The sequence below is a fragment of the Rhodococcus sp. WAY2 genome (assembly GCF_009859915.1).
GTDB lineage: Bacteria > Actinomycetota > Actinomycetes > Mycobacteriales > Mycobacteriaceae > Rhodococcus_F > Rhodococcus_F oxybenzonivorans.
This window is the reverse complement of the sequence record NZ_CP046572.1, coordinates 1,764,730-1,787,288: the sequence shown is the minus strand read 5'-3', so window position 1 is coordinate 1,787,288 and position 22,559 is coordinate 1,764,730. Positions and strand designations below refer to the sequence as shown.

Below are 22,559 nucleotides of genomic sequence, written 5' to 3'. Positions count from 1 at the left end.
AACTCACGATGACATTGCCGGAGAAACCGCCGCGTCCTCTTGTCTGCGTAGATACCAGATCAGCGGTCCCGCGATGAGCCAGGTGACGACGATGAGCGACCCGGCAGGGATCACGGCGACACTCGCATCCCGGCCCGACACTCGGACGAGGTCCGGGTCGGCACGTGCGTACTCGACGTCGATCCGTTGTCCGGCCGTCAACCGCGTCGGGTACAGCACACCCAATTCCGGATTGTGCGTCACACCGTCGGGCGTCACGAAGCTGATCGCCGACCGCAGTGAGCCGGCCGACAGCACCTCGGCCGTCGCGACACCCATGTCCGACTGGATCGTGCGGTCGTTTCGCCACGCTGCCACCACCAACAGCACCGCGAGGATCGAGATGCCGGCGGCCGTGACGACGATGCCGCGCCGCACCCGGCCCGTCACCCGTGGGTTCACAGCTGCGCCCGGACCGCTGCATGGAGTTCGCGCAGGCCGGAACGCTCGGTGGTCACCTCGAGCACCCGGATTCCGCGTTCACCGGGTGTCCCGGGGTTGTGCAGCTCGGCGGACAATTCTTCGAGCCCGACGAGGTGGTGCTCCACGCGGTAGGCGGCGCACAAGGCGGCGAGGTCCATGCCGTGTGGTGTGCCGAAGACCCGTTCGAACACGCCCGCGTACTGGGGGTCGCCCTGTTCGAGCAGTTCGAAGATGCCGCCGCCGTCGTCGTTGGCCACCACTATGGTGAGATCGCGCGGACGCGGTTCTCCCGGTCCGATGAGCAGCCCGGCGGCGTCGTGCAAGAAGGTCAGATCGCCGAGCAGAGCCACCGTGCGGCCCTCCTCGTAGGCGAGGGCAGCGCCCACCGCGGCCGACACGGTGCCGTCGATCCCGGCGACTCCCCGATTGGACAGAACCCGGATCCGCGGCGACGGGTAACTGACGAGCGCGGCATCTCGCACCGGATTGGACGCCCCGAGGAGCAGTTGGTCACCGTCGGACAACGCGTCCATCACGGTGGCGGCGACGTGCAGGCCGGTTGCCTTCGGATGGGACGCCAGCTGGGCGCGCACCGCTTTGTCCGTGTGCTCGGTGAGCGTCCGGCAGCGGGCGATCCAGGCCGGGTCCGGTGCACCCGAGACCACGGCGCGGGTGCCCGTGGCGAGAACGTTGCCGGAGACGTCGGGCCAGCGCGGGCCGGTGGTGAGCGCGTACACGGCCACCACTGGATCGGCGAGAAGTTTCGACACCGGCCGGTGCAGGGTGGGGCGGCCGGTGATGATTGCCTGCCGCGGTTTGAGCTGGGGCAGCGCCATCGGGTGCACCGGTATGCCGTGGAGCGGCGCCGTCGGCTCGGCGACCGTCGGTAGTCCGGCGAGTTCGGGCCGTAGAGCCGACCCGTGACCGGAGATGACGATGGTATCGGGGGTGAGGTCGAGCTCGACCGGCACGTCGAGCGTCGCGTGCTGAGTGGTGGTCCACGCCGCCCCACCAGGCCGTCCCTGCGGGATCGGCCCCTGCGCGTGGACGTCGGGAACGAGCGGTTCCCGGAGCGGAATGTCGAAGTGCACGGGACCGGCATTGCCCGACCTCGTGCCGCGCGCGGCGGCGAGGACCCGGCACACGGCCGAACGCCACTGGCTGTTCTGACCGGCGTCGTCCTCGGCCAGCCCCAGGCTGATGGTGGCGCGGACCTGGCTCCCGAACAGGCCGAGTTGCTCGATGGTCTGGTTGGCGCCGGTACCGAGCATTTCGTAGGGGCGGTTGGCACTGAGCACCACGAGCGGGACCCGGGCGTAGTTGGCCTCGAGAACGGCCGGGCCGAGGTTGGCCACGGCGGTACCCGAGGTCATCACGATGGGCACCGGCCGACGACCGGCGACGGCCAATCCCAGCGCGAGGAATCCCGCGGTCCGCTCGTCGATGCGCATGTGCAGGCGCAGTCGACCCTCGAGGTCGGCCTTCTGCAGCGCGAAGGCCAACGGTGCGTTGCGCGAACCCGGGCAGAGCACAACCTCGCGTACTCCCCCGCGGACCAGTTCGTCGACGACCGCGGTGGCTTGTGCAGTGGACGGATTCACACCATCCAGAGTGTCAGATCCACCGGCCGGTTCTGTCGGCGACCTCGTCAGGTGAGTTCGCGGCCACACCCCCTCCGCTGAAACGATGAACAGATGCGCACAGTCTTCGACCCCGCCGAACTTCCGCCCCGCCGCATGTACCAGGTGCTCAACGCGTCCGTGGTGCCGCGACCGATCGCCTGGGTGTCCACCCTCTCGGAGGACGGGGTAGCCAATCTGGCCCCGTACAGCTTCTTCTCGGTGTCGAGCACCAATCCACCGGTGGTGCAGTTCACGTCCGTCACCCGCAAGGACAGCCTGCGCAACATCGAAGCCACCGGGGAATTCGTCATCAACGTGGCGACCGAAGCTCTCATGAAGGTGGTGAACGCCAGTTCGGCCACCTACGACCACGACGTCGACGAGTTCGCGGCGCTGGGGATCGAGACCGAGCCGAGCGAGCACGTGCGTCCCGTGCGGGTGGCCGCCTCGCCGGTGGCAATCGAATGCCGCCTCGCGCAAATCGTTCCGGTCGGTGATTCGTTCGTGGTGATGGGCGACGTGCTGGCGGTTGCGGTGCGGGACGAGGCGGTCGCGGAGGACGGTCTGCCGGACTTCGCGTCCCTCGCCCCGCTCAGCCGCCTGGGCCGCAACGAGTGGGGGTTGCCGCCCGAGGTCGTGCTGCTGGACCGACCGCAACGACCGAATAGACGATCGATTGGTTAGGCTTACCTGACAAATCGATTCCCTAGCCGGAAAGTAACCATCCATGGCCCAACGCAGCAAGTTCGTCAAACCCGAGACTCGCCGAATTGCGTCCGCCCGGGTGGTCGCCGGCAAGCAGATCAGCCCCAACTTCATCCGCGTCACCGTGGCGGGACCGGAACTGGACTCCGTGACGCCGATGGGCTTCGACCAGTGGTTCCGGATGTTCATCCCCCAGCCCGGACAGACCACGCTGCGGTTGCCGACCAGCGCGAGCAACCTCTGGTACGCGCAGTACAAGCTGATGTCGAAGGACACCCGGCCCGTCGTGCGCAACTACACGATCCGCGACTACCGCGCCGCCGGCACCGGACTGTTCGGCGACGAGACGGAGATCGACATCGACTTCGCCTCGCACGGCGATCTGGGTCCGGCTTCGGCCTGGGCCGCGTCCGCGTCGGCGGGCGACGAGGTTGCCATCCTCGACGAGGGCCGGATCTACAACCCGGCGCCCGGCGCCGAGTGGCAACTCCTGGTCGGTGACGAGAGCGCGTTGCCGGCGATCGTCGGGATTCTACGATCGGCGCCGCGGGATCTTCGAGCCGAGGTGTTCATAGAGATCGCGGAAGCCGCCGACGCACAGGACGTTTCGGTGGGCGACGGAGTGAACGTGCACTGGCTGGTCCGCGCAAACGCAGATGCCCGTCCGGGGCTGCTTGCGTTGGAGACGGTGCGTCAGGCAGTTCTTCCGACCGGGCCGTCGTACACCTTCGTCGCCGGAGAAAGTGACTTACCGACGGCTCTTCGACGCCACCTCGTGAACGACCGGCACGTTCCCAAGACACACATTTCGTTCACCGGCTACTGGCGCCACGGCCACGCCGCCTACTGACCACAGGGAAGCGGCGAAGTACGCGGACGCGCACTTCGCCACTTCCAGAGGTTCGTTCAGTTGGCGTGCTTCTGGACGAGTGCGCCCAGACGCGGAAGTGCTTCGATCACATTCTTCTTCGCGGACGGGCGCAGCGAGTTGTACACCTTCTTGACCGCGCCACGGTCACTGTTCTCGATGCGCTCGTCCGTGACACCGAGGAGCGAGTCCGACACGTCGTCACCGCGGGCGACGAGGTAATCGGCGAACGAATCCTGGCCGCTGGCGGTGAAATCCTGCCAGTACGGCTCGAGCTTGGTGACGAACTCGGGCAGCAAGCCCTCGATAGCATCCGGCACGATGGACGGTCCCACCTTCTTGACCGCGGCGTAACCACCCTTCAATGCCAGTCCCGAGGCCCCCGACTTGTCCGAAACCTCCGCGTCGATCAGAGCCTGCACATCGGCGATGACCGCCGGCACGCGTGCCTCGTCGAGCAGGGTTTCGTTCAGAGCTGCAACCACTTTCAATGCCTCCGTATTGACTGAGCGATCAGGTCCGGCCAGACACTATACGAAAAGCTGCGGGTCGCGTTGTTCGAGCAGGCCATGACACCGGCGCACCCGCTCGATCCACCAGCGGGCACGCTCGGGCGTTGCCGCGAGGTCGGCGACCCGGGCGGGGTCGGGAGTCACGGATGCGACTCCCAGTGCACCGTCCACGGGCTCTCTGGGCTCGGCCACATCCGACTCGAAGAGTCCACCGGTTCCCAGTCCACACGCGAAATGCAGGTCGGGCAGTGCGGCCGCGGCGGCGACACCGGCGGCGATTCCCACGGCGGTGTCCAACGCACTCGACACGACCACCGGGACCCCGTACTCGGACAACTCGTCCGCGAGCGCGAGGAGGCGGCGCATTCCACCGAGGGGGGAGACCTTCACGACGGCGACGTCGGCGCCGCCTGCGCGAACCACCTTCAGCGGGTCGTCCGCACGTCGAATGCTCTCGTCGGCGGCCACGCGCACAGCGGGCACACGTCGACGCACCTCCACCAGCTCCGACACACTCGCGCACGGTTGTTCCGCGTACTCGAGCGGCCCGTCTGCCGTGAGTGCGTGCAGCGCCGTCACCGCCTCGTCGACCGACCATCCACCGTTCGCGTCGACGCGCACGCAGGGAATGTGTGCGCGGACGGCGTTCACCCGTGCGACGTCGTCGGCGAGAGTCTGACCGCGCTCGGCTACTTTCACTTTCGCGGTTCGGGCCCCCGGGTATCGCTCGAGGAGCGCGGTCACCTGTGCGGCGTCCACCGCGGGAACGGTCGCGTTGACAGCCACCCGGTCGCGGAGCGCGGGCGGCGGACCGAGCCAGGCGGCCTCGATCGCCGACTGCAGCCAGTGCGAGGCTTCGTCGTCCGCGTATTCGGGGAAGGGAGCGAACTCGCCCCACCCCGCGGGACCACGCACGAGCATGGCTTCTCGGGTGGTGATGCCGCGGAAGCGCACCCGCATAGGCAGACTCACCACGACCGCGTCGGCCAGGACCTCGTCGAGGGTCGGCAGAGAGGACACGAGGTCAGGGCTGTCCGGGCAGAAGCTCGAGCATGAGGGCCTCGCAGTCGGCGAGCAACGTGTCGCCCTTCTTCAGCTGCGCAGTGATGAACGTCTTGCGCCCCTCTACCCGGTCGACGCTGCCCTCGACGGTGAGCGGTGTGTTGAGCGGTGTGATCGCCCGATAGTTCACATGCAGGTACGCCGTGCGACTGATGGGCCGTCCGTACGCGTGGACGATCATTCCCATCAGGTCGTCGAACAGCAGCGGCAGCGTGCCGCCGTGCGCGGCGCCGTTGCCACCGAGGTGGTAGCGACGGAACTCGCCCGCGCTGCGCACCCCGTCGGGTCCGAACTTCTCGATGTGCCACGGTGGCATCAGCAGGCTCCCCCGGCCCGGCAGCTCGATCGTCCGCCCGGCGGGCGACCGTCCCTCGGGAACCACGTACGGTGTGAGCACTGCGGCCAGCTTCTCCACCTGGTCAGCCGCCTGCGCGACAACGTCGTCGGGGGCGTCCACCGACACCGCCAGATCCTGCAGGGTGCGCATTCCTTCCACGAACCGCGCCCAATCCGGGCCGGGGGTGATCGCCTCGTACTTGGGGAACCCGCCGTGGTGCTCGTAGTCGTCGTCGCGCTTCCCGTCGACACCGGTGACGTCCGCAGCCTGTTCGCTCATACCTGCACGGTAAACCCGGGCCGAACTCCCGCGCGCGGACACCCACCGGCGGCACCCGATAATCTCGGAGCCGTGACCTTCAACCCGCAGCACTGGCGACCCGTACCCGGCTTCGAGAACCTCACGGACATCACCTATCACCGGCATGTCAGCGAGGGCATCGTCCGGGTGGCGTTCGATCGTCCCGAGGTGCGCAATGCCTTCCGTCCACACACCGTCGACGAGCTCTACCAGGCACTCGACCATGCCCGGATGACCTCCGACGTGGGCGCCGTCCTCCTCACCGGCAACGGGCCGAGCCCGAAGGATCAGGGCTGGGCGTTCTGCTCGGGCGGAGATCAGCGCATCCGCGGCCGCAGCGGATACCAGTATGCGGAAGGGGAAACCGCGGACACCGTCGATCGGGCCCGCGCCGGGCGCCTGCATATCCTCGAGGTTCAGCGATTGATCCGGTTCATGCCGAAGGTCGTCATCTGTCTCGTCAACGGCTGGGCCGCAGGCGGCGGGCACAGCCTGCACGTGGTGTGCGATCTGACACTCGCCAGCCGCGAGCACGCCCGCTTCAAGCAGACCGACGCCGACGTCGGCAGCTTCGACGGCGGCTACGGCAGCGCCTACCTCGCCAAGATGGTCGGGCAGAAGTTCGCCCGCGAGATCTTCTTCCTCGGCGAGACGTACACCGCCGAGGAGATGCACCGGATGGGCGCCGTCAACAAGGTCGTCGACCATGCCGAACTCGAGGACGTCGGAATCGAGTGGGGCGCCAGGATCAACGGAAAGTCCCCGCAGGCGCAGCGCATGCTGAAGTACGCGTTCAACCTGCAGGACGACGGGCTCGTCGGACAGCAGTTGTTCGCGGGAGAGGCAACCCGCATGGCGTACATGACGGATGAGGCCGTCGAAGGTCGCGACTCCTTCCTCGAAAAGCGCGAACCCGACTGGAAGCCGTATCCCTGGTACTTCTGAGCCGCTCCCCTTCCCGGGCATCGTGGAATTGGCCACGTGCCAGCGCGGATTCACCGATTCCGGCACACTGACCACATGAGCACCGACCGCGAGCTCCCGGCCCCGGAACACCGCCGTCCGCCCGGAACCGGTGACGACACCGTCGCCGCGCTCGGGAAGTTGTCCGAATCCCTCGAAACCGTCGAGCGGGCCCGCGGACTGCTGTACTCGTTCCACCAGCTGATCGGGCACGCCGACCTTCAGCTCGGTGACGCCGTCGACGCGTTGCGGTCGGCCGGTCACGACGCGACGGCGGACCGCCTGGAGACCGAGTTGGTCGGCCTCAACGTGCTCGACGGACGGTGGACCTTCCAGGTCGTGGAAGAGTTCGACGACGGGTACTGGTCCACCTTCCGTGAACTCGAGCGCGCCGCCCGTGACGAACTGCTGGACGGTCGTCGCCACCTGTTCGAGGCGGAGATGAAGGAAGCGCGACGCACACACGGCCGGGCAGGTCACGAAGCCCGCCCGAGCAAAGGAGAGTGACGGGTGGAAATCCTCAGCAGCAGGACGATCCTGCGGCCACGGGACTACGCGACGACGCTGAGTTTTTACCGCGACATCCTCGGACTCGCCACCGCCCGCGAATATCCTGGAGGCACGGTGTTCTTCGCGGGGCAGGGACTCATCGAGGTGGCCGCCCACGGCGCCGCGGACACTCCGTCGACGTTCGACGGTGCCCTGTGGCTGCAGGTCCGTGACCTCACCGCAGCGCAGACCGAACTGGTACTCGCCGGGGTCAAGATCAACCGCGAAGCCCGGCAGGAACCGTGGGGACTGCACGAAATGTGGATCGCGGACCCCGACGGAATACCGATCGTGCTGGTGCAGATTCCGGAGGATCACCCCCTCCGGCGCGACACCCGGCCGGTGAACGACGGGTGACACGGGGCCAAACTCCAGGCCACCTCGAGGTGTCCGACCTCAGCTGTACTTTTCGAACTTCGATCCGCACAATCTGGGTGTGACCGCAGAGCTCGTAGTTCTTCTGGTGGTGGTCGTCACCGCCCTCGCTTTCGACTTCACCAACGGCTTCCACGACACCGGAAACGCAATGGCCACCTCGATCGCAACGGGAGCTCTGCGACCCAAGACCGCGGTCGTGCTCTCCGCGTCGCTGAATCTGGTCGGCGCATTCCTGTCGGTCGAGGTCGCCGCGACAGTGGCCAAAGGTGTCGTGAACCTGGGAACGGTGGGCGGTGAAGATCTCCTGCTCATCGTGTTCGCGGGACTTGTCGGCGGCATCATCTGGAACCTCGCGACTTGGCTGCTCGGTCTGCCGTCGAGCTCCTCGCACGCGCTGTTCGGTGGCTTGATCGGTGCGGCCATCGCGTCCATCGGCATGAGTGGTGTCGAGTGGGGCGGGGTCCTCGGCAAGGTCGTCATTCCCGCTCTTCTCGCCCCTGTCGTCGCAGCACTGGTCGCCACGGCAGGTACTAAACTCGTGTACCGCATCACCTCCACCGTGCCGGAGGGAACGAAGGAGCACGGGTTCCGCGTCGGTCAGATCGGTTCCGCCTCGCTGGTGTCGCTGGCGCACGGAACCAACGACGCCCAGAAGACGATGGGTGTGATCTTCCTCGCACTGGTCGCGCACGGCAGCATCACCGCCGACGACGAGATGCCGTTCTGGGTCAAGCTCAGCTGCGCCGTCGCCATTGCCCTCGGCACCTATCTCGGCGGCTGGCGGATCATCCGCACCCTCGGCAAGGGCCTCGTCGAGATCGCCGCCCCGCAAGGCATGGCCGCCGAATCCTCGTCGGCCGCGATCATCCTGACGTCGAGCCACCTCGGGCTTCCGTTGTCCACCACACACGTCGCCACCGGTTCCATCCTCGGCACGGGGCTCGGCCGCAAGGGCGCCGAGGTTCGCTGGGGCATCGCCGGACGTATGGCGGTCGCGTGGCTCATCACTCTCCCCTCGGCCGCGTTCGTGGGCGCCGTGTGCTGGTTCCTCGCGCACATCATCGGCGGCCTCGCCGGCGTGCTGGTGGTGTTCGCGGCACTCATCCTCCTCGCCGGGTTCATGTACCTACGGTCCCGCAAGCAGCCGGTGCACTCCGGCAATGTCAACGCCGAGTGGGAGCCGGGTGCCGAGCATCCCGCGACCACGGCTGTACCACCCCCGGCCGGCTCGGAGATCTCCGAGTCGCCCAGACCCACCATCACCAACCACTGACGGGAGCTGCTCATGACCCTCTTGACCACCACCGTCAACTCGCTCTGGCAAGTGATCCTCGTCGGACTGCTGTTCGGTGCGGGACTGCCCGCCATCTTCGCTCTCGGACTGAAGTCGCTCAGCGCAGGAGCCGGAGGTGAGACCTCGGCGCCGCAGCCGTCCGCCGCAGGCCGGATCGGTGCCGTGGCCTGCTTCGCCGTCGTGCTGATCGCGATCATCACTGGGATACTGCTGTTGATGAGCGACTTCCTGGCCAGCACGTTCGGTATCCACATCTTCTGAGCGGCGACCGCGAGGTTCCCACTCCATCGACGAAAGAGGCCGAACGCGTGCCCAAATACTCACTTCGTTCCGTACTCGATTGGCTCCGCGCCGGATACCCCGAAGGGATTCCGGCGAAGGACCATTTCGCGTTGCTGGCCGTGTTGCGTCGTCGACTCACCGATGAGGAAATCGAGCAAGTGGTGGCGCTGTCGATCGAAACGGCCCACGAACACCCGAATCGCCACGTCGATTACGACAGCATCCGGCGCCTCATCAGTGAGATCACCCACGAAGAGCCGTCGGAGGAGGACGTTGCGCGGGTCACCGCGAACCTCACCGCGGGAGGGTGGCCGGTCGCTGGTGACACTGCGGGCGGGTGGCCGGTCGCTGGTGACACTGCGGGCGGGTGGCCGGTCGCCGGCGACACCGACGAGGGTGCGGGCGATCCGAAAGAAACACGCGACGCGGGATAGCCGATGAGCCTTCCACCGTTCCTCACTTCCATCGTCGGGTGGCTGCGAGCCGGCTATCCCAATGGTGTGCCCGAGCAGGACTACATCCCGTTGTTCGCCTTGCTCACTCGCCGCCTGTCCGAGGACGAGGTGGATGCCGTCGCCGACGCACTCGTCGAGGAAGGTGACCTCCCCATCGAGAAGACGGACATCCAGGTCCTGATCACCAAGGTCACCGACGAGTTGCCACTCGAATCGGATGTCGACCGGGTTCGCAGCAATCTCGCCGCGGGCGGATGGCCGTTGGCCGGGCCCGCCCAGTGAGCGAACTCCAAATCCTTCCCGTCCCGTCGGGCGTCAGGGTTGTCGGCATCCTGCCGCAGCTGTCGGAGATGCTCGACGGAACCGCCCCCGCCGCGCTGCCCGTCCCGGCCGCGGACGAGCGGGAGACCCGGCGACTGACCGACGCCTTGCGTCCTGGGGAGCCGATCGACGACGGCGTCGCACTCGTCGTGGCGACTTCGGGTACGACGGGCGTGCCCAAAGGTGCGATGCTCACAGCGGCTGCGCTGCGCGCGAGCGGTGAGGCGACACACGCGAGACTCCGCGGGCCCGGCTCCTGGCTCCTGGCGCTGCCCGCCCACCACATCGCGGGGATGCAGGTGCTCCTGCGCAGTGTGCTGGCGGGCACCGAACCGGTCGTGGTCGATGTGACGGGAGGTTTCGATCCCGCAGCGCTGCCCGCCGCGGTCGAGACCATGTCCTCACGTCGCCGCTACACGTCTCTGGTTCCGACGCAGCTCGTCAAGGCCCTCGACCACCCCGGCGCGGTGGCGGCACTGGCCTCCCTCGACGCCGTCCTGCTCGGCGGCGCAGCGACACCGGCCCCGGTGCTGCAACGTGCCCAGGAGGCTGGGATCACCGTCGTGCGCACCTATGGCATGAGCGAAACGTGCGGGGGATGCGTGTACGACGGGATCCCTCTCGACGGCGCACGGGTCCGGATCGACGACGACGGCCGCGTCCTGCTCGGCGGACCCATGCTGGCGACCGGTTACCGCGGCATTCCCGACCACCCCGCGTTCGCCGAACCCGGCTGGTTCCGCACCGACGACTCCGGGTCGCTCACCGACGGAATCCTCAGCATCACCGGCCGACTGGACGAGGCCATCTCCACCGGCGGCCTCACCGTCGTACCGCAAGTCGTCGAGCGCGCACTCAACGAGCACCCGGCCGTGCGTGAATGCGCCGTCTTCGGCCTCCCCGACGAACGACTCGGCCGGCGTGTCACCGCCGCCGTCGTCGCCGAATCCGGAACCCTCCCCACGCTCGACGAACTGCGGCAGTTCGTCGAACGCACCCTCGACCCCACCGCTGCGCCCCGCGAACTGCACCTCGTCGACGCCCTCCCCCTCCGCGGTCCCGGCAAGGTCGACCGCCGCGCCCTGGAGTCCAGGTTCGGGTAGGGCGCGCCTGTTTGCGATGATTTTGGCCAGCCGCGGTCGCAATGGTCGCGCGTCTGGCCAATGTCTCCGCGGATGGAGTTGTCCACAGGCTGCGCTCTATCCACAGGGTCGCTCTGAAGTCCTGGTGAGCACACCAGCCCTGTCTGCCGCGTGCTGCACGATGTCCGCCATGACCGACGATCTGATCTTTCGACGCCGAGCCTTGGCTGACGGCATCACCGACTCCGAGATCCGACGCGCGCGAAGGTCCGGACAACTTGTGCGGATCGCCGCGGGCGCGTACGTCTCCGACGCGCACTTCGCCGGACTCGACGCGTGTGCACTGCACCGAATACGCATCGCTGCGGCCCTGCAGTCGCGGCCACCCGGTGTCGTGGTGAGCCACGCCTCCGCGGCGCTGCTGCACGATATGGATGTCGGTGACATTCCGCTCCAGCGGGTACATCTGACTCGCAATCACACGTCCGGCGGCGGCCGAACTGCTGGAGTACACGTCCACGCCGCACCATTCGACGCGTCCGACGTCGTCGTCGTGGGCGGGCTGCCGGTCACCTCCGCCGCGCGAACAGTGGTGGCCACAGCGCGCATCTCGACGTTCGACCAGGCCGTCGTGGTCGGTGACTCGGCGCTGCACCGCCGGCTTGTCACACTCGACCACATCGGGGACGTGATCGATCGGTCCGGACCACGAAAAGGTATCGCGACGGCGCGACGCGCAGCGGGATTCCTCGACCGTCGCAGCGAAAGCCCGGGAGAATCGCTGAGCCGCAGTCGGATACGCCGGCACGGACTACCCTCACCTCAACTGCAACGAGTTCTCCACGACAGCAGTGGCGCGTTCCTCGGCCGCGTCGACTTCTTCTGGGAAGCTGACGGCGTGGTCGGAGAATTCGATGGCCTGGGGAAATACGGCGTCGACAGTGGGCAGGCGGCCGTGGCCGTGCACCGGGAGAAACTGCGCGAAGACGCAATTCGTGACGCCGGGTTCGAAGTGAAGGACACTTGCAAAGACATTGGCTACCTTCCGACGCAATTGCCTGCGCGTCCGACCAATGTCCCTGCAAGTGCAGGTTCACCTCCCGCTCGGGCGCCTACTTCTCCAGTTCGGGGGCGTCCGCTTGCAACTCCCCCACCTCGGTTTTGAGGATTCGCATGGATCGGCCGAGACCGCGCGCAGCGTCGGGCAATTTCTTCGATCCGAAGAGCACCACCAGAACCACCGCGACGATCGCCCAGTGTGACGGGCTCATCGCTCCCATTACTGCGGCTCCTCACCGTCGGGGTACACGGCGTCCACCTCGACCTCGACGAGCCATCCCGCTGCCGGCAGGCTCGCCGCCTCGAGGGCGAATCGGCTGGGACGCGCGGAGTTCCGTTCCATCGGCGCGGCCGGTTCCGCGGTGCCGAGAGGAACCAGTTCGGTGTCGCCGGTGTCGAGGTTGGTGTTCGCGAAGAACTGCCGGTAGGCGCGATTCCAGCCGGCGTAGTCGGCGCGGTCCGTTCCGGGAGCGTTGTCGAGGAACACCCGCATGGTCACGACGTCCTCCAGCGTCAGTCCCTGCGCCTCGAGATTGTCGCGAATCCGCTTCAGGGCATTGATGCCCTGCGCTTCGGTGATCGTGACCCCGGCCGGAAGCATGCCGCCTGCGAACACGTCGGTGTCGATGTACGACTCCGGGGTTCCCTCGGGCGCAGCTTTGTTGGACGCACCCGGTCCGATTCCGCTCGACTTGTAGACGGCGGTGCCACCGCCGATCGCCACCCCCTGCGCGATCATCGGATTCGCCTCGCCCGCTTCGAGAATGGATTTCGAGACGAAGGTGCTGCCTGGCGCCTCTGCTGCCGCCTCGTCGGAGGAGCAGGAGGTGGCCCCTGCGAGAACAGCGGACGCCGCGAGGGCAGTGGTAATTGCCTTGATACGGAACGACTTCATGAAGAACTCCTTGTTCGAGGGGAAGGTCAGGCTTCTTGGGCCACGCGCTCGTGGATGTGGGTGACGACGTCGCGGGCGGACGTCAGAGCGCCGTGCTGCCAGGCGATCGCATTGGACAGGTGGTCGCCTGCGAAGTAGATCTTCTCGACCGGTTCGAGCAACTTCTCGTACTCGGGGGTGGCCGCCCCGCCGTGGGAGCCACCGCTTCCCGCCCAATTGACCCACGCGCTCTCGGAGTACTTGGTGCGACGCCAGCTGCCGGAGAACGACGAGAAGATGTCGCGGGTGTACTTCTCACCGTGGATTTCGGAGCCCTCGGCGATCGCCTTGGCGAGCCGCTGCCGGTGGGTGAGCGACTCGAACGCCTCCTGCCTCTTGCCGCTGCTGTAGTAGGCGACGACCACGCCTCGATCGGAGTTGTAGTGGTCGTACGGGAACATGATCTGCGAGATGTCCTTGTCGGTGTTGGACGCGCCGCCGTAGATGCGGTCCTCCGTCTCCCACCACCGGCGCGAGTACTCGATGCCGAGCTTGCCGGACGACGACGGCTTGGCCGCCTTCAGCGCGGTGAGCACGTCGGCGGGCAGGTTGTTCTGCAGACGTCCGATCAGGTGTGGCGGGATCGTGCAGATCGCGTAGTCGGCGGTGATCGACTTCTTCGAGCCGCCTGCGGTGTATTCGACGGTGACGCCCTCGGACACGTTCTTCATCGACGTCACCTCGGCGCCGAAGACGATGTTGTCGGTGCCGATCCTGTCCTGAAAGGCGTAATAGATGCGGTCCATGCCGCCGACCGGGGTGAACATCATCATCGCCTGGTCGTAGCCGAAGTCGAAGCTGAAGTTTCGGCCGATGCCGCTGCGGATCACTTCCTGCATCGCGAACGGCTTCTTCTCGCTGCCGAAGTTCAACCCGGCGCCGGGCTCGGAATCGTAACCGCGACGCGAGGATCCGAGGTATCGGCCGTCGTCGGACAGGTCACCGAAGTCACTGAGGAACTCCGACAACGCGTCTTTGTCCTCGTGGGTCAGCACCTGGTCCAACGCGCCCTGATCGGTTGCCTTCTTCAACAGTTCCGACATGTAACCGAACGTGTCGGCCTTCGCGGCCCGGTACGTGACGGACTGGCCCGACAACGACGTGTCGCTCTGGTAGTTCACATACGTATTCGCGTTTTGGTTCCCGAAGCCCTGGATCTCGACGCCGAGTTCGCGGCAGTAGTCGAGCGTGATGTGGCTCTGCGGGATGCGGGTGGCGCCGACGTTGTAGAAGTGCCCCTCCGAGAACGTGCATTTCTGCGTCTCGCCGTTCAGGTCGGTCTCCTCGGTACCGCCCCGGGCGGTCCAGACGCGGCCACCGGGCCGAGTGCGGGCTTCGAGGACCGTCACCGTGTATCCGGCCTTCTGCAGTTCGAACGCCGAACACAGGCCGGCGGGGCCGCCGCCGAGCACGACCACGGAGTGGCTGCCCTTCACCTTCCCGATCAGGTCGCCGGCCGCGAGCGGCTGGAACGCGCGGGCGGGAGCGGCGGTCGACGGTGCGAGCCCGAGCGTCGACATCGCACCGTACGCGAGTCCCGCGCCCCCGGTGGCCCCGAGGCCCTTCATGAAAGATCTACGTGTGAATGCCAATTCGCGCTCCCATTCTTGCGCCCGGCGACCCGGGTAACTTGTCCGGATTCATCCTGGGAGGAACGCGAGTCGGGAAGTTGTCGGCGGCGAAACAGTCTGAGGCCGGCGAGCGAGAACGGTCGCGGGCCGTTCTCACTCCCGAAGCGGAGTTCGACCCGAAACCGAAACTTTTCGGCAACACGACCCGGCTAGTTTCACGCGCATGTCAGCCCTTTCCGACGCCATCGCGCGTTCGTTCGCCACCGGCGAGCCCGAACGTCAGGCCGTGTCGCCGCTGCGTGCGCTGGGCCGGCGGCAGTTGTCGGGCTTCGAGGTTCTCGCCCAGTCGGTGGCCACGACGGCTCCGGCGGTGTCGATGGTGGTCCTGCCCGTCACCATGTTCACCCACCAGATGCTGCTGAGCGGTCTGATCACGATCGTCGTCGCCACGGTGGTGGTGTCCCTGATCGCGGTGTGTGTCTCGCAGTTCACGCGACGCATGGCGGCCGCGGGCGGCCTCTACAGTTTCGTGTTCCAAGGCCTCGGCACGCGTGCCGCGCTGACCGCCGGGGTCGCCATGCTGACCAAGTACGTGGGCAGTGCGGTGATGACGCTGTACCACGGTGGTCAGGCCGTGATCACGACACTCAGTTTCCTCGGACTGGAGATGCGTGGTCCCGCCGACCGGGTACTGATTTACGCCGGCATCGCACTCGTCATTCTCGGATGTCTGGTGCGGGGCGTGCGGTTCGCAGCCCTCGCCATTCTCGCCATCGAAACATGTTCGCTGCTCTTCATCGTCGGCCTGATGGTGGTGACAGGCGCGGGCGGGCAACACGCCGTGGTGCCGCCCGAAGGCTCGTCGTCGCACGGTCTCCTGACCATGGCGCTCGTTGCCGTGTTCGCTCTCGCCGGTTTCGAGAGCGCCACTTTTTTCGGACCCGAGGCCAAGCGGCCCCTCGCGACGGTGACCCGGACCGTCCTCCTCACCCCGATGATCTGCGGTGCGTTGTTCATCTTCGCCGGCTGGGCCGCGTGGTCCGGCCGCGCCGACACCCTCGTCAACGCCTACCTCCACGGCACGTCGACCGGTGTCGCCCCAGCGGTCGTCATCGCGCTGAATATCGGGCTCGGGACGTCGTGGCTTGCCTCGGCGATGGCGTCGTCCAACGCCGCCTCACGCCTCGTGTATTCGATGGGCGTCGAATCAGTGGTTCCGCGGCTGTTCGCGCGCGTGCAGCGCGGCTACCGCACTCCGTATGCCGCACTGGCCCTGATTGTCTGCACCGTATGCGTGGGCGCAGCGACCTTCGGAATCGTCGGCAAGTCGACCGCCTTCGGTCACGTTCAACTGGCAGCACGCACGGCGGTGATCGCCGCCTATGTTCTGGTCGCGGTCGCGTCGGTGCAATTCCTCCGCCGAATTCAGGAGTACACCGCATTGACCTTGTGCGCCGGGGTCGCGGGCAGCGCAGCCGGTGGAACCGTCCTCACCTACCTGTTGTTCACCACTGCCTCACACGGCCTCGTCATGGTGCCCGCGGTGATGCTCACGCTGCTGCTGTCCGGTTCTGCCTGGCACCTTTTCCTCCAGTGGCACCATCCCGCGAGTCTGATGTCGATCGGCGTGTTCGACAGCGCGGAAACGGAGGACGTACTGCCGGGTGCGGGCGTGTTCGCCACCGACGCGACGGGCAACCTGGCATTGACCGCGAGTGCGCGAACCCATGAGATGCGCTGATGGCGAGGAGGACCGGGGAGCTCGCGGGCCACGAACCCCGCGCCGTGCAGAAAGCACTCGCACTACTCGAGGCCGTCGCCCAACTGGGCTCGGGAGCAACCGCCAAGGACGTCGCCGCCCATGCGGGTATCCCCCAGGCGACGGCCTATCGGCTTCTGAATCTGCTCACCGCCGACGGCTATCTGGTGCGAATCTCCGACCTCTCCGGATTCGCACTCGGTCGCCGCACCCGGCAACTCGCGGGCGCCGACACGCCGGACCCAGTCGATCAGCACACGATCGTCGAGGGACTGCGGTCTCAGGTGCGGTTCGGTGTCTATCTCGCATCGTTCACGGGGGGCGCGGTCCGGCTCGTCGACAAGGACCCCGACCACGAACTCAGCGGTGAAGGCACCATCACGGCGCATCCGCATGCGTCCGCCATCGGGAAGATCCTCCTCGCGGCGCACCCCGAACTCGTACAGCAGCAACTACGCCGGGTCACGTCCCGCACGATCACCGACATCTCGATGCTGAACGCCGAGCTGGAGACCATTCGGCACACCGGTTCGGCCCGGGAAGTGGACGAGATTCGTATCGGCCGCAGTTCCGTCGCCGTCCCCGTGCTCGACTCCCGACACGGCGTGGTCGGCTGCCTCGCCGCGATCGGGAAGACTGGACGGCTGGCCGTCGGCGATCCGGAGTTGACCGACCTCCTACACGCCTGCGCCCAACGCCTCGGCGCCGGTGTGTCGGCCTGAACAGATCGCAGCCGTTACCGGTTCGCCCCGCCCGGTAACACTCAGGTACTGGTCCACCGCATTCGGCGGTGGTGCGGAGTGCAAAGATCGACACATGGCAACGGCTGCTCAATGGATCGAAGGCGCTCGTCCGCGCACCCTCCCGAACGCGATCGCCCCAGTGCTGGCGGGCACAGGCGCAGCGGCGTCGCTCGGCGGCGCAGTGTGGTGGAAGGCGTTACTGGCGCTCGTCGTCTCTCTCGCGTTGATCGTCGGGGTCAACTTCGCCAACGACTACTCCGACGGCATTCGCGGCACCGACGACGAACGGGTCGGACCGCTGCGGCTCGTCGGTTCCAAGTTGGCGAAGCCGTCGGCGGTGAAAGCTGCTGCCATCGCCTGCTTCGCCGTCGCCGCTGCCGCCGGACTCGTACTCGCCGTCACCACCGCATGGTGGTTGGTTCTGATCGGCGCGCTGTGCATCGTAGGCGCCTGGTTCTACACAGGCGGCAAAAAACCCTACGGGTACAGCGGTTTCGGCGAGGTTGCCGTCTTCGTATTCTTCGGTCTCGTCGCCGTCCTCGGCACCCAATACGTGCAGGCGGAGACGGTGGACTGGGCGGGACTCGTGACGGCCGTTGCCGTCGGATCGTTCTCCAGCGCGGTGCTCGTGGCGAACAACCTCCGGGACATCCCCACGGACACCGAATCGGGCAAACGCACACTCGCTGTCCGTCTCGGCGATTCCCGCACCCGCATCCTGCACCTCGTCACATTGACAGTCCCGTTCATCGCGACTCTCGTCCTCCTTGCGCGCACCCCCTGGGCGCTTCTCGGACTATTGGCCGTGCCCCTTGCCATCCGGGCGAACTCGCCGGTTCGTTCCGGCGCCACAGGCCTGGCCTTGATACCGGCGTTGCGGGATTCGGGCCTGGCCATGCTCATCTGGGGCGCAGCCACGGCCGTGGCGTTGTCGCTGGCCTGACCGAGCTCAGTCGCGGTCCGGAACGACGATGTTGACCAGGAAATTGACCACCGAGATGATCAGGCCGCCCCAGAGAGCCGTCCAGAAGCCGTCGACCGTCATGCCGTAGTCGGTCTGTGAACTCAGCCAAGCGGTGAGCATCACCATCAGCGCGTTGATCACCAGGGTGAAAAGTCCGAGCGTGAGAATCAGCAGCGGCAACGACAACAGCTTCACCAGCGGTTTGACGAAGATGTTGACCACCGTGAATACCAGCGCGATACCGAGCAGCACCACGATGTCCCACGCAGTGCCGTTGCCCGAACTCGAGATGTCTATGCCCGACACCCAGGCGGCCGCGAGCCAGATCGCGAACGCGTTGACGACGAGACGTACCAAGAAGGTCATCTGTGCATGCTGGCACATCACTGCGACACACGGGCATCGCCCCCATTCGCGGAGAGCCCGGTTCAGGCTGCCCGGTCGAGCGCGGCGTGCACCCGACGCCGAAGTTCGTCCACAGTCACCGAAACCTCGAGTATCTCGCGGGCCGTGCCGTCCGCGGCTCGGAGCACTCCCAGCAGCACGTGCTCGGGTCCGATGTGATTGTCCTTGCGGGCCAGGGCTTCCCGTAGGGACAGTTCGAGCGCTTTCTTGGCGTCCTTCGTGAACGGGATGTGGCCCGACTTGCGCCCGAACCAGCCGCGCGGCCCCTTGGGCGGCTCGGGATCGAGGACGCCCTTCCCGAAGGTCTGTTCGAGACTGCGGCGGACGGCGTCGAGATCGATGCCGATCGATCCGAGTGCATCCGCGTCCGCATCGCTGAGCGCTATACCCCGTTCCGCGACAGTGCGTCTCGCGGCCGCGAGGACGATGCCGGAATCGGCGAGGATGCCCTGGACGGGTTCGGTCGGCACGGACAGAAGCCCGAGAACGAGGTGTTCGGGACCGATCCGCGGCGACTTCAGAGCGCGAGCCTCCTTCTGGGCATCGATCACCACGGCACGGGCATCCGTCGAAAATCGTTCGAACATGGGGAGCTACCTCCCTTTCCGATTGTGCTTCTGATGGACCGCTTGCCTGCTCACCTCGAGCGAGTCGGCAATCGCCTGCCAGGACCAGCCCTGAGCGCGAGCGTTGTCGACCTGAATAGCTTCGAGCCGCTCCAGAAGACGTCGCAGGGCACGCACGGCCCGTAACCCCTCGGCGGGGTCCGGGCTTCCCGCTGCAGCTGCGAGTGTCGTTGCCTCCGTCATACATGTCAATCTAGATTGACACCGGGTCGGGCGTCAACCTTTCTTGACGCCTTGTCGACGGCTCAGTACGCGGCGACCGCCCCGTCGACCGCCTTCTGCAGCTCGCACTGCGCGATGTGGGCAATGTCCATCGGCTTGACGGGGAGAGCAGTGAGCGGTTGAGCGACATACACACTCGCACCCTTCACCAGCTCGGTATCGGCGCCGTGCGCGTCCGGGCCGTAGCTGATGCCGATCGAGAGCAGCGTCGGAGTGACACCTCGATCGACAGCGCGTTTGGCGATATGACCGATGCCACTGTTGATGTGCTGGAGCCGGGTCGGGTCGCCCTCATTGCAGGTGCCCTCCGGGAAGATCGCGAGGTTGTCTCCCCGGCATAACCTTTCGGCCGCCACGTCCATCATCAGACGCCCCGCATCCGCCACGGCGCGCAAGCCGTAGTTCTTACTGCGGAACACCGGGATGCCGCCCATCATGTCGACCTTCTTGCGGAGATCGGGGTCGGTGAACAACTCGTCCTTGGCCAGTACACGGGTCCTGCCGATCACTCGGCGCAGAGGCGTCTTCCACGCGGTCGCGGCAAGCGTGTACTGATCGCTGTGCGTCACATGATTGGCGGCCACGAGCAGTACCGCTCCGGACTTGACGAGCTCGGTCAGCTGCTCCTCGGCGCCGTCGGCATACCGGACCCGCGGCCGGTACTTCATGCTCAACATCGCGTACGCCAGCTTGGCCAGCACCCGGTTCTGCTGATGATCGCGGTAATAGCCGTACACCGCACGGTAGTTCTCGAGGGTTACCTCGGGCCTGTCCATACCTAGTCCCCGATCGCATCGTCCTGACCTCAGGCTACCAACCTACGGTTGCGTAGCCTACGGAGGCGTAGGTACTGGGATCATGCTGCAAAGGTGTGTGAATTGACTGGTTTCGGGTAAAACAGACCTGTGATCCGCTCGGCCATCGTCACCGACCTGCCCACTCTCCAACAGATCGAAGTTGCCGCAGGAGCTCCGTTCCGCGACATCGGAATGGACGCGATCGCGGAGGATCCGCCGCCCTCACTCGACGAGTTGAGGGAATTTCTGGATGCGGGGAGGATTTGGGTCGCCGCGGACGCAGACGGCGACCCGGTCGCATATGCCCTGGTTGCGCTCGTGGACGGCGCCGCGCACATCGAACAGGTCTCGGTCCATCCCAGCGCCGCCCGGCAGGGACTCGGGGCGCTCCTTCTCGACGAGATCTCGTCCTGGGCGGCGGAACGCGGCTTTCCGGCCCTCACACTGACCACCTTCGTCGACGTTCCCTGGAATGCGCCGTACTACGAGCGGCTGGGCTTTCGGCCCCTGCAGGATTGCGAACTCACCCCCGGGCTGTCACAGATCCGCGCGGACGAGGCACGCAACGGACTGGCAGCGTGGCCGCGCGTCACCATGACGCGACCGGTGGCCACGCCCGCACGCCGGGCGCAGCCGACGAGTCAGCCGGCCTGACTCAGGCACTCCCGGTCCGACTCAGCCACTCTCAGGCGGTGTGACCTGGCAAGACTCCGGTATGCGCGAAGTCGTCCAGCAATGCAGTCGGCCCGGTGAGGTCGATGCCCTCAGCGCTGACCCACCGGTCGTCGTAATAGGTGTCCGCGTAGCGCTCACCGCCGTCGCAGAGGACGGTCACGACGCTGCCGGAGCGGCCGGCCGCGATCATCTCTGCCACCACCGAGAACGCGCCCCACAGGTTCGTGCCGGTGGAACCACCCACACGCCGGCCCAGTGCCGAACTGGCATGGCGCATGGTGGCAATGGAAGCGGCGTCAGGTACGCGCATCATCCGATCGATGACCTGTCCGACGAACGAAGGTTCCACGCGAGGCCTGCCGATGCCCTCGATACGGGACGGCAGCCCGGTCGCGTAGTCACAGGAATTGGTGTCGTACCCGCCGAAGAACGCCGAGTTCTCGGGATCGACCACGAGGAGTCGGGTGGCGTGCCTGCGGTACCGGATATAACGCCCCAGCGTCGCGCTGGTGCCTCCGGTACCGGCACTCATCACGATCCACTCCGGCACCGGGTGTTCCTCACGCGCCATCTGCTGGTAGATCGACTCGGCGATGTTGTTGTTGCCCCGCCAGTCGGTGGCCCGCTCGGCGTGGGTGAACTGATCCATGAAGTGGCCGTTCGACTCCGCCGCGAGCCTGCGGGCCTCGCTGTAGATCTCGGGCGGGCGGTCGATGAAGTGACAGCGCCCACCTTGCGCCTCGATCAGCGCGACCTTGGCGCCGCTCGTGCTGCGCGGCATCACCGCCACGAAGTCGAGGCCCAGCATCTTGGCGAAGTAGGCCTCACTGACCGCTGTCGAACCGGACGACGCCTCGATGACCGTGGTTCCCTCGGTGATCCACCCGTTGCAGATCGCGTACAGAAAAAGTGAACGGGCCAACCGGTGCTTCAGGCTTCCCGTGATGTGCGTCGACTCGTCCTTCAGGTACAGCTGCACGCCCCACGCCGGGGGAAGCGGGTAACGGAGGAGATGCGTGTCGGCGCTGCGCTGCGCGTCGGCCTCGATCAGACGAACCGCATTGTCCACCCAGTCTCGGGACCGGCTTCGATCGATGACGACGCAGTCGGCGTCCGTCACCGGTCCTCGCCGCGGAGTTTCGCGCGCAGGTCAGCCTGGTCCGCGCGGCGCTGCGCGTCGAACGCAGCGATCCCCTCGTTCACCCTGCGCCGAAGTGTCGCGAACAGCAGCAGAGACAGCGGAAGGGCGATCAGGACCGCGAAAATGGCGGCGACGAGCAGCGGAATCGTCACCCCGACCAGCGCGGCGACTCCGAGGATGATGCCCGCGATGACGACGACGAGGAGCAGTCGAGCGAAGGAGTAGAGCGCGACGTCGCGAGCCAGACGACCCTTGGTGACCCGTTCGGCCGGCTGCGGGGCCGCCGACCCTGCGGTCACGGGGGGCTTGGCCTGATCGGCTGGCTTCGGGTTCTTCGGCTTCTCACTGGGCTCGCTCACGACCCCCAGATTACCCACCCACCGGGGCGCGCTCGAACGTCCGACTTATCCGATTTGTCTATTACCTCCCCTTTACCAACATTAGATCGTTCGAGTACCTGGGGGTTGTGAT

General features: G+C 66.6%; 29 protein-coding genes. 15 read left to right on the top strand and 14 right to left on the bottom strand.

Going from position 1 to position 22,559, the window contains the following annotated elements; translation table 11 throughout:
• Window positions 1-3: 3 nt before the first annotated feature.
• Together GFS60_RS08375 and menD are read right to left on the bottom strand one after the other, a co-directional pair.
• Entirely contained in the window at window positions 4-441 is a 438-nt protein-coding gene (locus GFS60_RS08375) for a DUF3592 domain-containing protein (protein WP_159920365.1), read from the bottom strand.
• Window positions 438-2,063 carry a 2-succinyl-5-enolpyruvyl-6-hydroxy-3-cyclohexene-1-carboxylic-acid synthase gene (gene menD, locus GFS60_RS08370; protein WP_159920363.1) on the bottom strand — a complete coding sequence of 542 codons (1,626 nt, stop codon included), beginning with the start codon at window positions 2,061-2,063 and terminating at the stop codon, window positions 438-440. Before menD ends, GFS60_RS08375 begins: the two co-directional genes overlap by 4 nt.
• 93 nt (window positions 2,064-2,156) lie before the next feature.
• Between menD and GFS60_RS08365 the strand changes: the two genes are divergently transcribed.
• Together GFS60_RS08365 and GFS60_RS08360 are read left to right on the top strand one after the other, a co-directional pair.
• Complete coding sequence (locus GFS60_RS08365) at window positions 2,157-2,768, top strand: flavin reductase family protein (protein WP_159920361.1); 612 nt, start codon at window positions 2,157-2,159, stop codon at window positions 2,766-2,768.
• Window positions 2,769-2,811: 43 nt separating this feature from the next.
• Window positions 2,812-3,639, top strand: coding sequence for a siderophore-interacting protein (locus tag GFS60_RS08360; RefSeq protein WP_159920359.1), 828 nt, complete (start codon window positions 2,812-2,814; stop codon window positions 3,637-3,639).
• A gap of 56 nt (window positions 3,640-3,695) precedes the next feature.
• On the opposite strand, the gene GFS60_RS08355 is transcribed toward GFS60_RS08360, so the two are convergent.
• The 3 genes from GFS60_RS08355 to GFS60_RS08345 are packed head-to-tail and all read right to left on the bottom strand — an operon-like array spanning window position 3,696 to window position 5,847.
• Entirely contained in the window at window positions 3,696-4,142 is a 447-nt protein-coding gene (locus GFS60_RS08355; RefSeq protein WP_109327928.1) for a DUF6918 family protein, read from the bottom strand.
• 45 nt (window positions 4,143-4,187) lie between these two features.
• On the bottom strand, window positions 4,188-5,189 hold the full coding sequence (locus GFS60_RS08350) for an o-succinylbenzoate synthase (protein ID WP_159920357.1): 1,002 nt from the start codon (window positions 5,187-5,189) through the stop codon (window positions 4,188-4,190).
• A gap of 4 nt (window positions 5,190-5,193) precedes the next feature.
• Entirely contained in the window at window positions 5,194-5,847 is a 654-nt protein-coding gene (locus GFS60_RS08345; RefSeq protein ID WP_159920355.1) for a PaaI family thioesterase, read from the bottom strand.
• Between the two features lie 72 nt (window positions 5,848-5,919).
• On the opposite strand from GFS60_RS08345, the gene GFS60_RS08340 reads away from it, so the two are divergent.
• The 9 genes from GFS60_RS08340 to GFS60_RS08305 all read left to right on the top strand — a co-directional run bounded on the left by GFS60_RS08340 (window position 5,920) and on the right by GFS60_RS08305 (window position 12,357).
• Window positions 5,920-6,813, top strand: coding sequence for a 1,4-dihydroxy-2-naphthoyl-CoA synthase (locus GFS60_RS08340; protein ID WP_159920353.1), 894 nt, complete (start codon window positions 5,920-5,922; stop codon window positions 6,811-6,813).
• Between the two features lie 75 nt (window positions 6,814-6,888).
• Window positions 6,889-7,338, top strand: coding sequence for a hypothetical protein (locus tag GFS60_RS08335; RefSeq protein WP_159920351.1), 450 nt, complete (start codon window positions 6,889-6,891; stop codon window positions 7,336-7,338).
• Between the two features lie 3 nt (window positions 7,339-7,341).
• Entirely contained in the window at window positions 7,342-7,737 is a 396-nt protein-coding gene (locus GFS60_RS08330; RefSeq protein ID WP_159920349.1) for a VOC family protein, read from the top strand.
• 79 nt (window positions 7,738-7,816) lie between these two features.
• Window positions 7,817-9,031, top strand: a complete 1,215-nt coding sequence (locus tag GFS60_RS08325; protein WP_159920347.1) for an inorganic phosphate transporter — start codon at window positions 7,817-7,819, stop codon at window positions 9,029-9,031.
• Window positions 9,032-9,043: 12 nt separating this feature from the next.
• A complete protein-coding gene (locus tag GFS60_RS08320) occupies window positions 9,044-9,313 on the top strand; it encodes a hypothetical protein (protein ID WP_159920345.1) in 270 nt (89 codons plus the stop codon).
• Window positions 9,314-9,360: 47 nt separating this feature from the next.
• Window positions 9,361-9,768 carry a DUF3349 domain-containing protein gene (locus tag GFS60_RS39015; protein WP_236603401.1) on the top strand — a complete coding sequence of 136 codons (408 nt, stop codon included), beginning with the start codon at window positions 9,361-9,363 and terminating at the stop codon, window positions 9,766-9,768.
• 3 nt (window positions 9,769-9,771) lie between these two features.
• Window positions 9,772-10,071 carry a DUF3349 domain-containing protein gene (locus GFS60_RS39010; RefSeq protein WP_208962346.1) on the top strand — a complete coding sequence of 100 codons (300 nt, stop codon included), beginning with the start codon at window positions 9,772-9,774 and terminating at the stop codon, window positions 10,069-10,071.
• A complete protein-coding gene (menE, locus tag GFS60_RS08310) occupies window positions 10,044-11,213 on the top strand; it encodes an o-succinylbenzoate--CoA ligase (protein ID WP_442972181.1) in 1,170 nt (389 codons plus the stop codon). The genes GFS60_RS39010 and menE overlap by 28 nt, the downstream gene beginning before the upstream one ends.
• A 169-nt stretch (window positions 11,214-11,382) precedes the next feature.
• Entirely contained in the window at window positions 11,383-12,357 is a 975-nt protein-coding gene (locus tag GFS60_RS08305) for a type IV toxin-antitoxin system AbiEi family antitoxin domain-containing protein (RefSeq protein WP_236603400.1), read from the top strand.
• Here the strand turns inward: GFS60_RS08305 and tatA are convergent.
• The 3 genes from tatA to GFS60_RS08290 are packed head-to-tail and all read right to left on the bottom strand — an operon-like array spanning window position 12,305 to window position 14,753.
• The gene (gene tatA / locus GFS60_RS08300; protein ID WP_109327910.1) at window positions 12,305-12,472 is read right to left on the bottom strand and encodes a Sec-independent protein translocase subunit TatA; all 168 of its coding nucleotides are present in this window, start codon (window positions 12,470-12,472) and stop codon (window positions 12,305-12,307) included. The two genes, GFS60_RS08305 and tatA, sit on opposite strands and share 53 nt — an antisense overlap.
• Window positions 12,472-13,146, bottom strand: a complete 675-nt coding sequence (locus GFS60_RS08295) for a Rid family hydrolase (RefSeq protein WP_159920341.1) — start codon at window positions 13,144-13,146, stop codon at window positions 12,472-12,474. Before GFS60_RS08295 ends, tatA begins: the two co-directional genes overlap by 1 nt.
• 26 nt (window positions 13,147-13,172) lie before the next feature.
• The gene (locus tag GFS60_RS08290; RefSeq protein WP_159920339.1) at window positions 13,173-14,753 is read right to left on the bottom strand and encodes a flavin monoamine oxidase family protein; all 1,581 of its coding nucleotides are present in this window, start codon (window positions 14,751-14,753) and stop codon (window positions 13,173-13,175) included.
• Window positions 14,754-14,979: 226 nt separating this feature from the next.
• Here GFS60_RS08290 and GFS60_RS08285 point away from each other — a divergent pair, with 226 nt between their 5' ends.
• From GFS60_RS08285 to GFS60_RS08275, 3 genes are all read left to right on the top strand, one after another.
• Window positions 14,980-16,497 carry an APC family permease gene (locus GFS60_RS08285; RefSeq protein WP_159920337.1) on the top strand — a complete coding sequence of 506 codons (1,518 nt, stop codon included), beginning with the start codon at window positions 14,980-14,982 and terminating at the stop codon, window positions 16,495-16,497.
• The gene (locus tag GFS60_RS08280) at window positions 16,497-17,237 is read left to right on the top strand and encodes an IclR family transcriptional regulator (protein ID WP_159920335.1); all 741 of its coding nucleotides are present in this window, start codon (window positions 16,497-16,499) and stop codon (window positions 17,235-17,237) included. Before GFS60_RS08285 ends, GFS60_RS08280 begins: the two co-directional genes overlap by 1 nt.
• Window positions 17,238-17,331: 94 nt before the next feature.
• Window positions 17,332-18,201 carry a 1,4-dihydroxy-2-naphthoate polyprenyltransferase gene (locus tag GFS60_RS08275; RefSeq protein WP_159920333.1) on the top strand — a complete coding sequence of 290 codons (870 nt, stop codon included), beginning with the start codon at window positions 17,332-17,334 and terminating at the stop codon, window positions 18,199-18,201.
• A 6-nt stretch (window positions 18,202-18,207) separates the two neighbouring features.
• On the opposite strand, the gene GFS60_RS08270 is transcribed toward GFS60_RS08275, so the two are convergent.
• From GFS60_RS08270 to GFS60_RS08255, 4 genes are all read right to left on the bottom strand, one after another.
• Window positions 18,208-18,588 carry a phage holin family protein gene (locus GFS60_RS08270; protein ID WP_159920331.1) on the bottom strand — a complete coding sequence of 127 codons (381 nt, stop codon included), beginning with the start codon at window positions 18,586-18,588 and terminating at the stop codon, window positions 18,208-18,210.
• Between the two features lie 62 nt (window positions 18,589-18,650).
• Window positions 18,651-19,214 (bottom strand): Clp protease N-terminal domain-containing protein, encoded by a 564-nt coding sequence (locus GFS60_RS08265; protein ID WP_159920329.1) that lies wholly within the window; start codon window positions 19,212-19,214, stop codon window positions 18,651-18,653.
• A 6-nt stretch (window positions 19,215-19,220) separates the two neighbouring features.
• Window positions 19,221-19,436 carry a helix-turn-helix domain-containing protein gene (locus GFS60_RS08260; protein ID WP_109327895.1) on the bottom strand — a complete coding sequence of 72 codons (216 nt, stop codon included), beginning with the start codon at window positions 19,434-19,436 and terminating at the stop codon, window positions 19,221-19,223.
• Window positions 19,437-19,498: 62 nt separating this feature from the next.
• Window positions 19,499-20,251, bottom strand: coding sequence for a lysophospholipid acyltransferase family protein (locus GFS60_RS08255; protein ID WP_159920327.1), 753 nt, complete (start codon window positions 20,249-20,251; stop codon window positions 19,499-19,501).
• Window positions 20,252-20,380: 129 nt separating this feature from the next.
• Between GFS60_RS08255 and GFS60_RS08250 the strand changes: the two genes are divergently transcribed.
• Window positions 20,381-20,926, top strand: coding sequence for a GNAT family N-acetyltransferase (locus GFS60_RS08250; RefSeq protein WP_159920325.1), 546 nt, complete (start codon window positions 20,381-20,383; stop codon window positions 20,924-20,926).
• A 31-nt stretch (window positions 20,927-20,957) separates the two neighbouring features.
• Here GFS60_RS08250 and GFS60_RS08245 read toward each other — a convergent pair whose 3' ends face one another.
• Together GFS60_RS08245 and GFS60_RS08240 are read right to left on the bottom strand one after the other, a co-directional pair.
• Window positions 20,958-22,067, bottom strand: coding sequence for a PLP-dependent cysteine synthase family protein (locus tag GFS60_RS08245; RefSeq protein WP_159920323.1), 1,110 nt, complete (start codon window positions 22,065-22,067; stop codon window positions 20,958-20,960).
• Window positions 22,064-22,447: a DUF4229 domain-containing protein gene (locus GFS60_RS08240; protein WP_159920321.1), complete on the bottom strand. Its 384-nt coding sequence runs from the start codon at window positions 22,445-22,447 to the stop codon at window positions 22,064-22,066. The genes GFS60_RS08245 and GFS60_RS08240 overlap by 4 nt, the downstream gene beginning before the upstream one ends.
• Between the last annotated feature and the right edge of the window lie 112 nt (window positions 22,448-22,559).

Bases quoted from the DNA above. Each gene is read 5' to 3' on its own strand.
- GFS60_RS08295 (WP_159920341.1), bottom strand. From the start codon at position 13,146: ATGAAGTCGTTCCGTATCAAGGCAATTACCACTGCCCTCGCGGCGTCC.
- GFS60_RS08335 (WP_159920351.1), top strand. From the start codon at position 6,889: ATGAGCACCGACCGCGAGCTCCCGGCCCCGGAACACCGCCGTCCGCCC.
- GFS60_RS08360 (WP_159920359.1), top strand. From the start codon at position 2,812: ATGGCCCAACGCAGCAAGTTCGTCAAACCCGAGACTCGCCGAATTGCG.
- GFS60_RS08345 (WP_159920355.1), bottom strand. From the start codon at position 5,847: ATGAGCGAACAGGCTGCGGACGTCACCGGTGTCGACGGGAAGCGCGAC.
- GFS60_RS08280 (WP_159920335.1), top strand. From the start codon at position 16,497: ATGGCGAGGAGGACCGGGGAGCTCGCGGGCCACGAACCCCGCGCCGTG.
- GFS60_RS08255 (WP_159920327.1), bottom strand. From the start codon at position 20,251: ATGGACAGGCCCGAGGTAACCCTCGAGAACTACCGTGCGGTGTACGGC.
- GFS60_RS39010 (WP_208962346.1), top strand. From the start codon at position 9,772: ATGAGCCTTCCACCGTTCCTCACTTCCATCGTCGGGTGGCTGCGAGCC.
- GFS60_RS08275 (WP_159920333.1), top strand. From the start codon at position 17,332: ATGGCAACGGCTGCTCAATGGATCGAAGGCGCTCGTCCGCGCACCCTC.
- tatA (WP_109327910.1), bottom strand. From the start codon at position 12,472: ATGGGAGCGATGAGCCCGTCACACTGGGCGATCGTCGCGGTGGTTCTG.
- GFS60_RS08305 (WP_236603400.1), top strand. From the start codon at position 11,383: ATGACCGACGATCTGATCTTTCGACGCCGAGCCTTGGCTGACGGCATC.
- GFS60_RS08285 (WP_159920337.1), top strand. From the start codon at position 14,980: ATGTCAGCCCTTTCCGACGCCATCGCGCGTTCGTTCGCCACCGGCGAG.
- GFS60_RS08365 (WP_159920361.1), top strand. From the start codon at position 2,157: ATGCGCACAGTCTTCGACCCCGCCGAACTTCCGCCCCGCCGCATGTAC.
- menE (WP_442972181.1), top strand. From the start codon at position 10,044: ATGGCCGTTGGCCGGGCCCGCCCAGTGAGCGAACTCCAAATCCTTCCC.
- GFS60_RS08265 (WP_159920329.1), bottom strand. From the start codon at position 19,214: ATGTTCGAACGATTTTCGACGGATGCCCGTGCCGTGGTGATCGATGCC.
- GFS60_RS08290 (WP_159920339.1), bottom strand. From the start codon at position 14,753: ATGAAGGGCCTCGGGGCCACCGGGGGCGCGGGACTCGCGTACGGTGCG.
- GFS60_RS08260 (WP_109327895.1), bottom strand. From the start codon at position 19,436: ATGACGGAGGCAACGACACTCGCAGCTGCAGCGGGAAGCCCGGACCCC.
- GFS60_RS08320 (WP_159920345.1), top strand. From the start codon at position 9,044: ATGACCCTCTTGACCACCACCGTCAACTCGCTCTGGCAAGTGATCCTC.
- GFS60_RS08270 (WP_159920331.1), bottom strand. From the start codon at position 18,588: ATGACCTTCTTGGTACGTCTCGTCGTCAACGCGTTCGCGATCTGGCTC.